15 protein-coding genes are annotated in these 14,385 nt (G+C 69.9%); 4 read left to right on the top strand and 11 right to left on the bottom strand.

Going from position 1 to position 14,385, the window contains the following annotated elements; all coding sequences use genetic code 11:
* Positions 1 to 7 precede the first annotated feature (7 nt).
* From ptsP to HHX31_RS23225, 6 genes are read right to left on the bottom strand one after another with little or no spacing between them, the layout of a single operon-like run.
* On the bottom strand, positions 8 to 1,756 hold the full coding sequence (ptsP, locus tag HHX31_RS23200) for a phosphoenolpyruvate--protein phosphotransferase (protein ID WP_169950459.1): 1,749 nt from the start codon (positions 1,754 to 1,756) through the stop codon (positions 8 to 10).
* Complete coding sequence (locus HHX31_RS35265) at positions 1,753 to 2,037, bottom strand: HPr family phosphocarrier protein (protein ID WP_169950460.1); 285 nt, start codon at positions 2,035 to 2,037, stop codon at positions 1,753 to 1,755. Before HHX31_RS35265 ends, ptsP begins: the two co-directional genes overlap by 4 nt.
* Entirely contained in the window at positions 2,034 to 3,242 is a 1,209-nt protein-coding gene (locus tag HHX31_RS35780) for an alanine racemase (RefSeq protein WP_169950461.1), read from the bottom strand. The genes HHX31_RS35265 and HHX31_RS35780 overlap by 4 nt, the downstream gene beginning before the upstream one ends.
* The gene (locus HHX31_RS23215; protein ID WP_169950462.1) at positions 3,233 to 4,453 is read right to left on the bottom strand and encodes a phosphopentomutase; all 1,221 of its coding nucleotides are present in this window, start codon (positions 4,451 to 4,453) and stop codon (positions 3,233 to 3,235) included. The genes HHX31_RS35780 and HHX31_RS23215 overlap by 10 nt, the downstream gene beginning before the upstream one ends.
* 15 nt (positions 4,454 to 4,468) lie before the next feature.
* Positions 4,469 to 4,879 carry a PRD domain-containing protein gene (locus tag HHX31_RS23220; RefSeq protein ID WP_169950463.1) on the bottom strand — a complete coding sequence of 137 codons (411 nt, stop codon included), beginning with the start codon at positions 4,877 to 4,879 and terminating at the stop codon, positions 4,469 to 4,471.
* Positions 4,872 to 5,279 (bottom strand): DUF2620 family protein, encoded by a 408-nt coding sequence (locus HHX31_RS23225; RefSeq protein ID WP_169950464.1) that lies wholly within the window; start codon positions 5,277 to 5,279, stop codon positions 4,872 to 4,874. Before HHX31_RS23225 ends, HHX31_RS23220 begins: the two co-directional genes overlap by 8 nt.
* A gap of 147 nt (positions 5,280 to 5,426) precedes the next feature.
* On the opposite strand from HHX31_RS23225, the gene HHX31_RS23230 reads away from it, so the two are divergent.
* The gene (locus HHX31_RS23230) at positions 5,427 to 6,221 is read left to right on the top strand and encodes a GntR family transcriptional regulator (protein WP_169950465.1); all 795 of its coding nucleotides are present in this window, start codon (positions 5,427 to 5,429) and stop codon (positions 6,219 to 6,221) included.
* Here HHX31_RS23230 and HHX31_RS23235 read toward each other — a convergent pair.
* Positions 6,208 to 7,218 carry a shikimate dehydrogenase gene (locus tag HHX31_RS23235; protein WP_211590221.1) on the bottom strand — a complete coding sequence of 337 codons (1,011 nt, stop codon included), beginning with the start codon at positions 7,216 to 7,218 and terminating at the stop codon, positions 6,208 to 6,210. The two genes, HHX31_RS23230 and HHX31_RS23235, sit on opposite strands and share 14 nt — an antisense overlap.
* Before the next feature lie 72 nt (positions 7,219 to 7,290).
* Here HHX31_RS23235 and HHX31_RS23240 point away from each other — a divergent pair, with 72 nt between their 5' ends.
* From HHX31_RS23240 to HHX31_RS23250, 3 genes are all read left to right on the top strand, one after another.
* Positions 7,291 to 8,226 carry a phosphotriesterase gene (locus tag HHX31_RS23240; protein ID WP_211590222.1) on the top strand — a complete coding sequence of 312 codons (936 nt, stop codon included), beginning with the start codon at positions 7,291 to 7,293 and terminating at the stop codon, positions 8,224 to 8,226.
* Between the two features lie 51 nt (positions 8,227 to 8,277).
* A complete protein-coding gene (locus HHX31_RS23245; protein WP_211590223.1) occupies positions 8,278 to 8,805 on the top strand; it encodes a dual specificity protein phosphatase family protein in 528 nt (175 codons plus the stop codon).
* A gap of 347 nt (positions 8,806 to 9,152) precedes the next feature.
* Complete coding sequence (locus tag HHX31_RS23250) at positions 9,153 to 9,332, top strand: hypothetical protein (protein ID WP_169950467.1); 180 nt, start codon at positions 9,153 to 9,155, stop codon at positions 9,330 to 9,332.
* A 537-nt stretch (positions 9,333 to 9,869) separates the two neighbouring features.
* On the opposite strand, the gene HHX31_RS23255 is transcribed toward HHX31_RS23250, so the two are convergent.
* The 4 genes from HHX31_RS23255 to HHX31_RS23270 form a co-directional block, all read right to left on the bottom strand.
* Entirely contained in the window at positions 9,870 to 10,187 is a 318-nt protein-coding gene (locus HHX31_RS23255; protein WP_169950468.1) for an SDR family NAD(P)-dependent oxidoreductase, read from the bottom strand.
* A gap of 116 nt (positions 10,188 to 10,303) precedes the next feature.
* The gene (locus tag HHX31_RS23260; protein WP_169950469.1) at positions 10,304 to 11,665 is read right to left on the bottom strand and encodes a YhfT family protein; all 1,362 of its coding nucleotides are present in this window, start codon (positions 11,663 to 11,665) and stop codon (positions 10,304 to 10,306) included.
* A 126-nt stretch (positions 11,666 to 11,791) separates the two neighbouring features.
* The gene (locus HHX31_RS23265; protein WP_169950470.1) at positions 11,792 to 12,865 is read right to left on the bottom strand and encodes an ABC transporter permease; all 1,074 of its coding nucleotides are present in this window, start codon (positions 12,863 to 12,865) and stop codon (positions 11,792 to 11,794) included.
* On the bottom strand, positions 12,862 to 14,361 hold the full coding sequence (locus HHX31_RS23270) for a sugar ABC transporter ATP-binding protein (protein WP_311932178.1): 1,500 nt from the start codon (positions 14,359 to 14,361) through the stop codon (positions 12,862 to 12,864). Before HHX31_RS23270 ends, HHX31_RS23265 begins: the two co-directional genes overlap by 4 nt.
* Between the last annotated feature and the right edge of the window lie 24 nt (positions 14,362 to 14,385).

Consider the following 14,385-nt stretch of genomic DNA (forward strand, 5'->3'; position numbering starts at 1 on the left):
GGTGGGATCATCGGCGGTCACCGCCGCCGGTGCGGCTTGCGGGGGGCCGTGCGGGCGCGGCGGCGTGGGAGGCCTCCTCGAAGGGCCACGTCGCGAGCAGGTGCGCGACCTCCTCGACCCGCGACGCGCGCAGCACCCGCTCCGCCAGTCGTGCGGCCTGCCGCGAGTCGATCTCACGGATCAGCTGCTTCAGCCTCGGCACGATCGGGGGCGCCGCGGAGAAGGCGCGCAGGCCCAGACCGACCAGGAGCGGCAGCGCGTGAGGGTCGCCGGCGAGCTCACCGCACACGCTGACCTTCACCCCGGCCTCCCTGCCCGCGTCCAGGACGGCCGAGATCACGCGGATGACCGCGGGGTGCAGGTCGTTGTAGAGGCTCCCGAGGTTCGGGTTGTTGCGGTCCGCGGCGAGCAGGTAGGCCGTCAGGTCGTTGGTCCCCACACTGAGGAAGTCGCATCGGGCGGCGAACTCCCGTGCCAGCACGGCCACGCTCGGCACCTCGACCATCGCCCCGACGGACAGCCGATGGTCCGCCGCGAGCTCGCCCAGCAACGCGTCCACGGCGTCAAGCTCCTCCAGGCCGCTCACCATAGGGACCATCACGTGCACGTTGGAGTGGTCACGGGCCACCCGGGCGAGCGCCCTGAGCTGCGTGGCGAAGACGTCCTTGCGGTCAAGGCACAGCCGGACGCCGCGAAGGCCGAGAAACGGGTTGTCCTCATGGGGGACGCTCAAGCCGTCCACCGGCTTGTCGCCCCCGACGTCGAAGGTCCGGAAGACGACGGGGCGACCGCCCGCCGCGACCGCCGCCGCGGTGTAGGCGGCGACCTGGCCTTCCTCGTCCAGCACGCGCATGGTCCCGCTGAGGAGCAGCTCGGTGCGGAACAACCCGATCCCGTCCGCCCCGTAGGAGACCGCGGCCGCGACCTCCTCTGCCGACGCGGCGTTGCCGTATACCGCGACGTCGACGCCATCTGCCGTGCGCACGGGGTCGTCACAGACCTCGACCACGTTCCTCGCCGTCCGGTGGCGCTCCGCCGTACCCGGGTCGGGGTCGAGCTCGCAGGTCCCTGCGTCGGCGTCGACCGCGCAGAGCACGCCCTGCCGCACGGCGGGCTCGACAGCGGCGAGCAGGCCGCTGACGGAGACGACCGCCGGTATGCCGAGCTGGCGGGCGAGGATCGCGGCGTGCGAGGTGCGGGTGCCGCGCTCCGTGACGATCGCCCGCACGACGGCCGGGTCGAGGCCCAGCGTGTCGGACGGCATGAGCTCCAGGGCGGCCAGCACGACCTCGCCGTCCGCCGCGGTGGGCAGCGGGGTCGTGCTGTCCACGCCGAGATGCCGGAGCACGCGCTGCGCGACGTCGAGCACGTCGGCCGCCCGCTCGCGCAGGTAGTCGTCGTCCAGCTCGCGCAGCTCGGCCGCCACGGCGTCGCTCACCTGGCGCACCGCCGCAGGCGCCGCTATGCCGCCGGCGACCAGCCGCTCGATCTCACCTCGCCACTCGTCGTCGTCGAGCAGCAACTCGTGCGCCTTGAAGATGCCGGCTTCCTCCGGGCCGAGCCGCGCCGTCACGTCGGCGACGACCGCGGCCAGCTCCGCTCGCGCGGCCTCGATGGACTCGGTCAGGCGCTCGCCCCACGTGCCCGGGACGAGCGCCCGCACCGAGACCGGCGCGGAGTGCGACCCACGGCTGGGGAGGACGTACAGCGGGGCGCAGGCCGAGCCTCCGGACACGCCCGTACCGGTCAAGATCATGAGTGGCCGCCGCTTCCGTCGGCGCCGTCGGGGTCGAGCAGGGCGACGAGCGCCTCGATCGCCTCCGCCTCGTCGAGGCCGTCCGCCGTGATGGCGACCGCGGTCCCCTGCCCGACGCCGAGCTTGAGCAGGGACACGAGGCTCTTGCAGTTCCCCTTACGGCCCTTGGCCTCCAGGGAGAGGTCGGAACTGAACCGCTTGGCGGTCGCGACGAAGTCCGCCGCCGGACGGGCGTGGATTCCTGAGGGGATACGCACGGTCACCGTACGCGTAACACTCACGAGTTCTCCAGAGGTGTGGTCGTCGGGAGGAGGTCGTCGCCGAGCGGGAAGCCCGCGCGGTCGAACACCCCGAGCAGCCTCGGCTCGGTGGCGACGTCCGCGAGGACCGCGACGAAGCAGCGGCTGACGAAGACCTGGGAGCGGAACGCGTAGAGAACGGTGTCGCCCACCGACAAGGCGCCGAGGTCGTCGACGTAGAGGTTGCCGTAGTAGTCGATCGCCTCCGCGGGGTCCAGCTCCACCCGCGCGGTCACGGGCTCGTCCCTGCCGCGGCCGTAGATCAGCGCGCTGCGCGCCCGCGACCGGGGGTAGAACCCGCCGCCGAGCGAGAAGACGGTGTCGCCGAGGATGTGGGTGACCTCGGACACGTACACCATCGCCGGGATCTCCGGCTGGTCGGTGACGGCGTGCAGCGGGGTGTGCCCGGTCAGGCAGCTTCCCGGCTCGACGTGGGTCGCGCCGTGCTCGGCGAGCATCCCGACCGTCGCCGAGCACGAGGCGCTGGGCGCGTTCACGATCGTCGCGTCCATGCCGGCGTCGCGGAGCATCCGCGCGCCCTCGGCGATGGTGGTGAGGTTGGACGTGGGCCGCAGCTCGCGGGCCTCCTCGTCGAACAGGACACAGGGGAAGGAGGTGACGCCCGCCACCCGCACACCGTCGAGCGCGTCGATGCGCTTGGCCACGTCGACCAGCTCATCGATGGGCACACCGCCCTTCTGGGCGGCGTAGTACACGTCGCCCTCGCGAACCACGCGGACGAGCACCGCCTGCTCCCTGCCCGCCGTCCGGGCCGCCTCGGCGAGCCGTTCCGCCTGCTCGAACCCGAAGACGGTGACGACCTCTGGCTCCATCGCGACCGCGGTCGCCAGCTCCGCGAACGGCACCTGCACGAGGTGGCCGAGATGGCCCATCCGCAGGCCGTGCCGGTGCAGGACCCGCGCTTCCTCGAAGTCCACCGCGACGACCTTCTCGATGCCGCTGCGCGCCACCGCGTGCGCCACGACGGGATTGCGGCCGAACTGCTTGGTCATCTGGTAGGTGACAAGCCCGTGCGCGGAGGCCGCGGCCGAGACCGCGCGGGTGTTCGCCGCCACCGCGTCGACGTCGACAACGTAGCAGTTGGAGGGAATCCTGCCGGCGCGGTGCAGCTCTACCGTGGCTTCGATGAGCTTGGGGTTGCGCCGCTGGGTCGCGTCTACGAACACCAGATCTCCTTGAGGAACGAGGTCCCGGACCTGAGAGCCGGCACGCCGAGGATCTCTCCCGCGGTGGCGCCGATGTCGGCGAGCGTGGCCCGCACGCCGAGCGGGACGGGGCTGACGCCGGGTCCGTACGCGATGGCGGGGGTGTACTCGCGGGTGTGCTGGCTGTGCCCGACGGCCGGGTCGTTGCCGTGGTCACCGGTGATGAACAGCGCGTCTCCCGGCCGGAGCCGGTCGAGCAGGTCGGGCAGCAGCTCGTCGACCGTGCGGAGCGTCCGGGCGTACCGCTCGACGTCCTGCTCGTGCCCGGCGAGGTCGGTCTCCTGGACGTTGGCGACGATGAGCCCGCCGGCCATCGCGTCGAGGTGCCCGACGACGCGGGCCAGCACGTCCTCGGTCCTGACGATGTTCTCGGCGACCGCCCCCTCGCAGCGCACGACGTCCGCGGCCTTGCCGAGGAGCACGACGTCGTAGCCGGCCTGCCGGGCGCGGCTCGGCAACTGCTGGTCCACCGCGAAGTCGACGCCCAGGTGGCGCACCTGGTAGTGCTCGTCGTAGACGCCGAGCGCGGGGGTGTCGACACCGATCTGCCCCGAGGCGCGCTCCTTGACGTGGGCCCGGATGGCATCGATGTCGAAGCCTCGTCCGCCGACCACGATGACGCGGGGCACCGGCACGGTCGCGCGGACGATCTCACCGATCCTGGTGAGGTCGTCGAACGAGATGTCGTCCTGCGACGCGGTGACGTTGATGTTGAGCCGCGGCCGGGCCTCGATGTTGTCGGCGACCAGCACACACCCGTCGACCACCAGGGGCGAGAGCCCCGGAGTCAGCGGCTCGCAGCGGTGACCGGCCTGGGTGAGCGCCGCCACCACCTCGTCGAGGACGTCGGCAAGCAGGAGGAGCCGGACGTTGTCGAGGCCGCCGCCCATGAGCTCCTGGTGGCCCATATAGGTGTCCGCGCCGGGGTGGCGCAACGCGCACCTTCCGTAGGCCGCGGACGGGGACGGCTCGGGGGGAACGCCGTCCACGTCGGTGAGGTTGCCGAACCCGAGGGCCGCCAGGTTGGGCAGCTTGAGCGGGCCCTCGGCCTGGTCGACGTGGCGCAGGGTGTTGGCGCCCGCGTCTTCCGGCGGGTGGTCGGGCATGACGCCCACGCCGAGACCGTCGAGGACGAGAATGACGACGCGGCGGTCGCCCATGCTTTCATTCACGGGGGTTCGCCCTCTTCACTCGTCGTCGAGGATCGCGCACAGGTGCACGGTCATGTAAGCGATCTCCGACTCCGGTACCTCACGGTCGAGGAGCTTCTCGCATTCCTCCATGACACGCTGGATGACCTCGCGCTCCCGGGTCCGATCGCGGATCTCCTCGTCCACCACGGCGGACGGCGCCGCTTCCCTTTCGAACCGGTTCAGCCGGGTGAGGGCGACCGCGAGGTGGGTCACGAACGGCGCGGCGTTCTCCTCGGTGAACGTGACGGCGAGCTCGTCGGCGATCTCGGCGATAGCGAGCTCGGTGAGCCGCCGGGCCAGCGGGGTGATCTGCCGGGCCTCCTCGAGCAGGTCGAGCCGCTCGGCGAACTCCGCGCTGATCTGCTCGGCGAGCGAGGTCTCCGATACGGCGCCTGGGTCAGCCATTGCCCGCCTCCTCGCCGTTGGTGTCGCGGTGGGCGAGGATCGCCTTGATGATGAGCGGGATCGCACTGCGGGACTGCTCGTAGGGGAACCCGAACGCGATCTTCCCCTCACCGACGAGCTGGGCGACCTTCTCGTCGCTCACGGCCATCCCGGGTGTCCCGGCGATGCCGACCTTCGTCGAGCCGAGGAGGGCCGTCGCGGCGGCGAGCGCGCCGCCTCCTCCGGACCAGCAGGTGCCGAGGTAGTAGTCTGCCTGTCCCTTCTTCACCAGCCGGGCGCCCTGCATGTCGCCGAGCGCGGCCGCCTCGACCCGGCCGCCACCGGCTTCCTGCGCGATTTTGGCCATTCCCGCGGCGTCGACGCCCGCGGCAACGACTCGGATGATCTCTCTGCTCGCCATCACGAGCCTCCTATTGCTTTCTCACATCCGGCATGGAAAATGGCGGACGCTTTCTGCGTCGGGCCTGCCGCTGATCCACTAAAGTTACGATCTAATGTTGAAATCATCGGTGATGATGTCATGATGTTAGTGCCTTAGGGAGTGGTGATGGCTGAGCGTCCTCCGTTGTCGATCCGGCGGGACGTGCCGGTCCCCTACTACGAGCAGCTGAAGCGGCTCATCGTGCAGCAGATCGAGAGGGACGGGCTCCAGCCCGGGGACCTGGTCCCCAGCGAGGTCGAGCTCTGCGAGAAGTACGACGTGTCCCGCACGGTCGTGCGACAGGCCGTCGGCGATCTCGTCAACGAGGGGCTGCTGCACCGCATGCGGGGAAAGGGCACGTTCGTGGCGCGGCCCAAGCTGCGCGAGCAGTTCATCGAGAGCACGGTCGGCTTCTTCGAGGACCTGACGACGCGGGGCCACAAGGTTGTCAGCGACGTGCTCAACCTCGACCTCGTCGAAGCCGGCAGCAAGGTCGCCGAGGCGCTCGGCGTGCCGGAGAAGACCCCATGCATCGAGCTCGTACGGCTTCGCTCGGTCAACGACGAGGTCGTCGCCTTCACCAAGTCGTACGTCAACTCCTCGAGCAGGGAGCTGCTGGCCGACCTGCGCAAGGCCGAGCTCTCGAAAACCTCGCTCTACCGGGTCCTGGAGGACAACTGGGAGATGCGCATCGAGTCCGGGCACCGCTCGCTCGAGGCGTCCAAAGCCCAGGGCATGCTGGCCCGCCTGCTCCACATCCGCTCGGGCGAACCCGTCCTCTACATCGAGTCGGTCGGCCGCGACGGGAGCGGCAGGGCGGTCGAGTACTTCCAGGCGTGGCACCGCGCGGACCGCACGCGGCTCGAGATGAACGTCGTGCGCGACCACCGGCCCGCGCCCACCGACTTCATGCATCGCTGAGCCCCCCGGCCACGTGGGCGCCCGCCCCGGCCCGCCCCCTCAACGGCTCGGCGACACGGGCGAGCTGCCCGAACAGCTCGGGCGTCATGGGAACGCCGAAGACCTCCGCGATGACCTCGGTCCAGCCGTGCAGAAAGTAGCGCCACCCGTCGTGCACCATCAGCCCGCCGGCCGCGGCCTGCGCCCGGGCGTGGTCGAGGAAGACGAGATCGCCGCGGTAGTTGAGGTCCCACACCACCGCTTCGGCAGGGAAGCGCACCTGGGCGGAGACCGGAGAGCCGGGCAGGTCCTTGCCCATCCCCGTGGCGTTGATGACGAGTGAGCCGGGCGGCGCGGCGGCGACGAGCGCGTCGTTGAGCGCCACGTCGCCATGAGTCGCGAACTCCACCCCGGCGTCCACGCCCATCTCCGCCGCGACCTCCCGCGCGATGTCGGTACGCCGCGGGTCACGATCCACCAGGACGACGCGCTCGGGACGGTGGCCTTCGGAGAGCAGGCGCACCATGATGGCCAGGCCCGCCCCGCCCGCTCCGAAGCAGACCACGTGGCCGCCGGAGTTCGCCCAGTGGTCGCTCCCCAGCATGTGGTCGAGGGTCAGACCCGCCGTCAGCGGATCCTTCGCCAAGCCCCTGACCTGGCCGTCCGCCGAGACGATGCACGACACCTCACGGCACAGGCCGGCATACGGGTCGAGCTCGCTGAAAAGGTCACCCGCCGCCTCGTACACCGCCGCCTTGTGCGTGGTGACGAGCCCGCCGCGGGCGGCCGGATCTGCCGCGATGGCCTCGACGCAGGCCCGGTAGACGGCGGGCCCGGCGCCGAGCGGCACATCGATGCCGGTGATCCGGGCGTCAAGCCCCAGGTGCCGCGCCCACGCGGGAAAGAGGGTCATGATGCTGGAGCCCGACGTCGTGACGCCGATGAAGTAAAGCGCTTCTTGGGCGACGTTGCCAGTGTCCTGTTGCGGAGTGGTGGAGATCGTCTGCCAATTCGGCATTCGGTAGTCCCTTCAGGTTGTGATGACATTATGATGAGCATTGTGGGACAGTCAAGAGACGCGGGAGGCGGCATGAGCGGGCAGGTGCGGACAGTGACAGGAGACGTCGATCCGGGGTCGTTGGGCGTCACGCTGGGACACGAGCACCTCTTCACGCGACCCGCCGAGCGGCTCCAGGATGGCGGCGACATGGTGCTGGACGACGAGGACAGGGCCGTCGCCGAGCTGGAGCTGTTCCAGCGCGCCGGCGGCGGAGCACTCGTCGAGGTGACGACCCCCGAGTTCGGACGCGATCCACTCGCCCTGCGCCGCATCTCCGAGCGCTCTGGCGTGCACGTCATATCCACGACCGGGCACGCGTCGGCGGAGTACTGGAGCGGCGTCATCGACGTCGACGCCATGACCGAGGACGATCTGGTCGCCGAGATGGTGACCGACCTCGTCACCGGCATGGCGGACACCGGAGTCCGCTCCGGCATCATCAAGGCGGGGACGTCCTACGAGGTCGTCCTGGCGGCCGAGGAGCGGGTGCTGCGCGCGGCGGCGCGCGCGCAGCGGGAGACCGGGGCCCCGATCACGACACACACCAGCGCCGGCACGATGGCGCGCGAGCAGGCCGACATCCTGCTCGACGCCGGGGCGGACCCGTACCACGTCTGCCTGGGCCATCTCGACCGCCGGCTCGACTTCGACACCCATCGCGGGCTCGCCGAGGACGGCTTCTTCCTCGGCTACGACTGCGTCTCCAAGGACTGGTACGAGCCGGACGCCCGGCGTGTGGAGCACATCGTGCGCCTCTTCGAAGCAGGGCTGGGAGATCACATCTGCCTGTCCGGCGACCTGGCCCGGCGCAGCCAGCTCGTCTCCTGGGGCGGCGGCCCTGGATACACCTACATCCCGTGGCGTCTCGCACCGTGGCTGCGCCGGGCCGGGCTCGGCGACGACGAGCTGCGCGCTCTCATGGTGGACAACCCCGCGCGGCTGCTGACCTGGGGCCCGCGTGCGTGACGGCTCCGCCGCCCCACATCCTGACCGCTTCCTCCTGAGGACTGGAACCCGATGCTCTCGTGCAGCGCCTCGCCGGACTGCCCGTTCGCCGACGGGCACACCGACCCGTGCGTGGTCCCGGTGGTGGATGGCTTCGGCTGGGTGCCGATGCCATCCGAGCCATGGAACGAGATCCTGGACGGCCTGCACCAGGGCGGCTCCTGGGTCACTCCCACGGAGGCCGAGTTCGACGCCGTACTCACCCTCTACGCGTCCGCGCAGCCGATCTCCGGTCGCCTCGAGCAGCGCCACTGGCCCATCCTCGACGCGGGGATGCCGGACGAGAGCGAGCTCACAGCGGCGATGCGCTGGGTGCACGCCCAGTGGTGGGCCGGCCGGAGAGTGCTGGTGCGCTGCCAAGCCGGTCTCAACCGCTCCGGCCTCGTGGTGGCCCGGACGTTGATCGAGACCGGCGTCGAGCCCGGCGAGGCCATCCGTCTCATCCGCGCCAAGCGCAGCGGCTACGCCCTGTGCAATCCACGGTTCGAGGCCTATCTCAGAGCGATGACCAAGCTGGCCGATTCAGAACCGCAGCCGTGAGGTGTGGCGACGCCTACTCGACCAAGGTCCCCGTGTGGAAGCACAGGATGGCCCACCGCGGGGACCGGCCGTTACCCGCGTGAGGACGGAGTAGCCGCGCGGACCACGCGCCGACCGGGTAGCCGAGCCGCTTCACATCCACGCCGAAGGAGGTCGAGAGCTCCTCAGCGAGCCGTCATTCCGCCTTCGCGGAGATCCATCCGGCACTGGTACATCGTCGGAGTGCCGGAGCGCTCAGGTTCTCCTGAATCGACCTGACCGCGAACAGTCCGTCGCCCTTGCGGTCACCGGAGCAGTAGGCGATCCCGGCTCGCTGCGCTCGACGAGCCCCTGGAGCACTCAGTTCCGTGCCGTCCACAGTGATCGACCCGGCAGTCACGGGTCGCACGCCCGCGATCGCCTCGATCAACCCGGCCGCACGCTCCTACCTCGACTCCGCCCGCAAGCACGGGCTGAGAGCCTTCCACGCCATCCACCGCGCCTTCACCGGCAACCTCTGGATGCCACCCGTCGCCCTGGCCGACTGACCAGCCAGGCTCACGCAGCGTCACAGAGCCGCTGAATGCTTACGGGAGGGAAGCACCGATTTCCTGCTCTTACCGCTGTTATCGGCTGGGCCGTTCACGCTTTCACTGCCGCCACACGCGGCGCTGAGGGCGAGCGTCACGACGCCGGACACGACCACGGAAAGGCGCCTCATCTTCTCCGGCATGTCGTTTACCACCGATCCGCCGTTCGCTCGTTGAGAGCGAGCGATTAAGAACGGCGTCCGGGAGTGGCGGTTCAGATCGCGGGAATGCTTTCATGCCGCTTCCCGGAGTTTCTGGACAGCGGAACGCATTCACTACTGAGCCGCGGTGGCCGTGAGCGTGGACTCGCGCAGCGCGGTGAACTGGGCCTCGATCCGGTTGAGGTAGGACGGGTTGGTGGGTGTGCAGGTCCAGGGCGGCGAACAGATGCCGTACGCCCTGGGTGCGGGTGCAGGTGGCGCGCATCCGCGCGGGGGTTCCCGGTCGGGGTCCTGCCGCGTTCGATCATCTGGGGCAGGACCGCCGCTGTGCTGTTCAGCAGGCCCAAGCAGTTGAGTCGAACTGGCGTCGCCAGTCGTCGGCGGACTGCCGTGCGACCGGCTCGAGCGTCATGAAACCCGCGTTGTCGATGAGCAGGTCGACCGATCCGTACTGCTCCTCGGCCTCCGCGACCACCGACCGGTAGCCCTCGGCGTCAAGGACGTCGTGCTTGCGGCAGATCGAATCCGGCAGGTCCAACGCCTCGAGCCGGTCGATCCGGCGGGCGGTGAGCAGCGGCGGGTGTCCGGCCGTGCTGAACGCCCGCGCCGCGGCTGCGCCGATTCCCGGAGCTGGCGCCGGTGATGGCGACAAGTGGCTTGGTCAAGATACTTCTCCTGTTCGCTGATGGCGATTTGGCCGCCTCGCGAATCCGCTGGGCGGCACAGGACGCCGGGGCCATCGCAGAGGGAGGCCACCTGGGCGGCGAGTCAGGTGATCTGGAAGCCGAGGACGGCCAGGATGTTGACGAACACGCCGACGGCGAGTGCGGCGTAGGCTCCGACGGACATCGGCATAACCGGGAAGTTCTTGCGGCTGTTGAGGAACCAGGCCGCGATGACGATGGCGAACCCCCACTGCCCGGCGAAGGCCGAGGCGGCGAGCGCGCCACCGATCAGGAAACCGATCTCCATCACGTGGAAGATGGCCGTCCGCATGACGTCCGCGACCTCGCGGATGGACGGCAGCCGCTCGATGCCGCGGACGACCGCCACGAGGGCGAGCACCTCCACCGCCCGCAACGCCGCGCAGGCCGCCGCGGCGGCCCACGGGTTCGGCATGAGCATGGCGATGCCCTGGTCCAGGAATGTGCCGGTCGCCATGCAACCGGTGACGGCCGCGGTCGTGAACTTCATCGGGATGAACGCGAAGGCCCACGCGAGCATGATCAGCGCCGCCGGGATGGCCAGGCCTTGGGCGTAGAGCAGCCCGGAGATGGGGTCCTTCGTCATGAGGCCCCAGTTGTACGCCGCTCCCATCAGCGCCGCGAGAGCGACGATCGGCAGGAGGGCCCGGCGGATTCGCCGTGCGTTCTCGTCGAAGACGTCCTCCTCCTCGTCGTCATCGTCCTCGACGGCCCAGGCCACGGTGGGCTCCTGCGCCGCCTTGCCCCGCCGGGCCTCCAGGATGAGAAATGCGAGGAGGAACACGATCCCGACGGTGAACGACCACACCGCGGGGTACGGCAGGCCCGCCGTCCGGGCGCCGAACCACGCGACCGAGCAGGCCACGAGCGCGACGAACGCCCGGCGGTAGCCGTAGTGGTAGGCGATGGTCAGCACCGCGAACAGGAAGTACGCCCCGGCGGCGGGCTCGCTGAAGAGTTGGACCGGGCTGGCCATCTCGATGGGCAGGCGGTGCATGACCTCAGTGATGAGGCGGAGCAGGACCGCCATCGCCGCGCCCCACAGGCCGCCCGCCAGCAACGCGAGCGCGACCCCGCGCCGCGCACGCGCGGTCCGGTGCCACGGGGACGACTGATCTCCCCGGACGGTCACCCCGATCCAGTCGGTCGCCATGAAGATCATGTAAACCAGGGGGATCACATAGCCGATGGAGAAGGGGATGCCGAAGGCCCAGAAGAAGCCCCACGCGAGGTTGAAGGACGTCTTCGACACCTCCTTCCGCGGCAGTTCGCCCTTACGGAAGGAGCCCATGACGGGCCGCAGGCCGTCGTGGAAGACGCTGACGCCGCGGTGCGCGAGCGCCGACGCCAGTGCGCCGATGGCCGCGAACAAGACCACGGACGGGATGAACGGGACGGGGAGCGTCACCGCATGACCGATCGTCACGAGCAGGAACCTCGCAGACACAAAGGAATTTCGGGGGGCCGCAATCCACTGGGGTGAGTCGACGCGGCTCGACACCGGCGGAGGGAGCTGGGGATGAGAGGAAAGGAAATCAGGGGACCGATGGGTTCAGAGGACGAAGAACAGGAGCAGGGCACCCGCTACCAGCGCGGCGTACAACGGTAGACCCTTCCAGATCCTGCGGTCGGGGCCGGCCTCGCCCTTCCGGTTGAGGGCCACCACCACGATGACGATGAGCCCGGTGACCATGAGCTGTGTCCACGGGTTGACGTTGAGGAGGTTCAGCAGGTTCTCGAACAGAGCGATGATGAGTACCCCGACACCGGTGCCGAGAATACTGCCGCGCCCACCGGTGAGCGGCGCCCCGCCGACCACGACCGCGGCGATGGCGGCGAGCTCGTAGCCGGTGCCGAAGTTCGCGTCGGCCGTGCTCAGCCGCGCGGTGGCCAGCACACCCGCCAGCCCCGCGAGCAGACCGCTGATCACGTAAACGGACAGCCGCAGTCGGTTGACGTTGATGCCGGAGAAGAACGCCGCCTCCTCGTTGCCGCCCATGGCGTACAGCTTCCGGCCGTACACCGTCCGGCTCAGCACGAGCTGTCCGACGAGGAGGGCGGCGCCGAGGATCACGATCGGCACCGGAATGCCGAGGATCACGCCGGTCGCGAGGTAGTCGAGGCCGGGCACGCTCACGTAGATGGGGGTCGCGTTGGAGAGCTGGAATGCGACACCGCGGGCGATGGTCAGCGTCGCGAGGGTGACGATGAAGGGTTGCAGCCGGGCCGTGGTCACCCCCAGCCCGTTGACCAATCCGAAGAACGCGCCCGTCGCGAGGGCGGCGACAATCGTCCCCGTCAGGCCGTACCCCTGGTAGAGGGCTCCCACGACGCCGGCCGCGGCGGTCACAGAACCGACGGACAGGTCGATGCCTCCTCCCCCGGCCAGGATGACGAGAGTCTGGCCTATCGCGAGCAGACCGACGACGGCGGAGATCCGCAGCACGTTGGACAGGTTCGGCGCGGTGAGGAAGGCCGGCGACAACATCGTACCGATGACGATGACCAGCGCGAGCGCGGGAATCATGCCGCTGTTCGCGAAGACGCTCCGCGCCCTGCGCATGGTGTCGCTCCTGCCACCGGCCTTGGGGCCGGACTGCACGCCGCTGTCGGCTGTAGTGGTCATGAGATTCCCGTTCCCATCGCCATTTCGAGGATTTCGTGCTCCGTCGTCGTATGTGCCGGTACCGCGCCGACGAGTCGCCCCTGACGCATCACGAGGATCCGGTCGCAGATTCCGAGGAGTTCCGGCAGTTCGGAAGAGATCACCAGGACGCCGGCTCCCTGGTCGGCGAGCCGTCCGATCTCGCGGTAGATCTCCGACTTGACCTCGACGTCGATGCCTCGTGTCGGCTCGTCGAGGATGTACAGCGCCGGTTGCCGGGTCAGCCAGCGGGCGAGCACCACCTTCTGCTGGTTGCCCCCGCTCAGCGTGCCGACGGGGGTCGAGACGCTTGGCGCCTTGACCCGCAGCCGCTCGCTGGCCTGCTTGGTGTGGTCACGCAACCGGCGCGTTCTCACGAACGGCCCCCGGGCGAACGAGCGCAGGTGCGGGAGAGCGATGTTGTCCGAGATGGACAGGTTCAAGACCAGTCCTTGGGATTTGCGCTCCTCAGGCACGAGCACGATCCCCGCCGCGATGGCGTCCCGTGGCGTCCGTACGCGGACCCGGCGGCCCCGTACGGTGATCTCACCCGCGTCGACCGGGTCCGCCCCGAACAGTGCTCGCGCCACCTCGGTCCGCCCGGCCCCCACCAGCCCGGCGAGCCCCACGACCTCTCCCGCGCCGACCGTGAAGCCGACGTCCTCGAACACGCCGCGCCGGGTGAGGCCGCTGACCGTGAGGACCGGCTCCGAGCCGGTTCGGGGTTCCCCTGGACGGTCGAAGAACCGCTCCACCGAGCGCCCGACCATGGCCCGCACAAGCTCGTCCTCAGTCACGCCGGAGGACGAGCGGTGCTGCACGACGTGGCCGTCCCGCAGCACGGTGACCTCGTCAGCCAGCCCGGTGATCTCGTTCAGCCGGTGGCTCACGTACACCAGCGCGGCTCCGGTCGACTGCAGCTCTCGCAGCACGGCGAACAGGCGCTCGATCTCCGGGTCCGTCAGCGCCGCGGTGGGCTCGTCCAGGATGTAGACCTTGCCGTCCAGGACGATCCCACGTGCGATCATGACAAGCTGCTGAACGGCCGGCCCGTGCTCGCCGAGGAGCGAGGCAGGGGACACCCGCGCGCCGAGCCGTTCGAGCAGCTCCCCCGCCCCGCGCAGCAGGGCACGCCGGTCGACGAGCCCGGCCCGCCGGGGCAGGCAGCCGAGGTAGATGTTCTCCGCCACCGAAAGATGCGGCATGAGCGACAGCTCCTGCGGCACCAGGCTGATCCCCCGGCGCCGGGCGTCCGCGGGGCCGTGGAACCGTATGGCGGCGCCGTCGACCGCGATCGTTCCCGAGTCCGGCTGGAGGACGCCGGCCATGACCTTCATGAGGGTCGACTTGCCGGCGCCGTTCTCACCCACCAGCGCGTGCACCGTTCCCGCGTGGACGTCGAGGCCCACCTGGGACAGTGCGGTCACTCCGGTGAACGACTTCGTGATCCCGCGAAGAGAGAGCAGGGGCGGTCTCACCGTACCCCTCTCTCCCGATCCGAT

This window comes from Microbispora sp. H11081 (assembly GCF_012999535.1).
In the GTDB taxonomy this organism is placed as follows: domain Bacteria; phylum Actinomycetota; class Actinomycetes; order Streptosporangiales; family Streptosporangiaceae; genus Microbispora.

Excerpts from the sequence above, each read along its gene's own strand:
- ptsP (WP_169950459.1), bottom strand. The coding sequence starts at position 1,756 with ATGATCTTGACCGGTACGGGCGTGTCCGGAGGCTCGGCCTGCGCCCCG.
- HHX31_RS23220 (WP_169950463.1), bottom strand. The coding sequence starts at position 4,879 with ATGGCTGACCCAGGCGCCGTATCGGAGACCTCGCTCGCCGAGCAGATC.
- HHX31_RS23225 (WP_169950464.1), bottom strand. The coding sequence starts at position 5,279 with ATGGCGAGCAGAGAGATCATCCGAGTCGTTGCCGCGGGCGTCGACGCC.
- HHX31_RS23230 (WP_169950465.1), top strand. The coding sequence starts at position 5,427 with ATGGCTGAGCGTCCTCCGTTGTCGATCCGGCGGGACGTGCCGGTCCCC.
- HHX31_RS23235 (WP_211590221.1), bottom strand. The coding sequence starts at position 7,218 with ATGCCGAATTGGCAGACGATCTCCACCACTCCGCAACAGGACACTGGC.
- HHX31_RS23240 (WP_211590222.1), top strand. The coding sequence starts at position 7,291 with ATGAGCGGGCAGGTGCGGACAGTGACAGGAGACGTCGATCCGGGGTCG.
- HHX31_RS23245 (WP_211590223.1), top strand. The coding sequence starts at position 8,278 with ATGCTCTCGTGCAGCGCCTCGCCGGACTGCCCGTTCGCCGACGGGCAC.
- HHX31_RS23265 (WP_169950470.1), bottom strand. The coding sequence starts at position 12,865 with ATGACCACTACAGCCGACAGCGGCGTGCAGTCCGGCCCCAAGGCCGGT.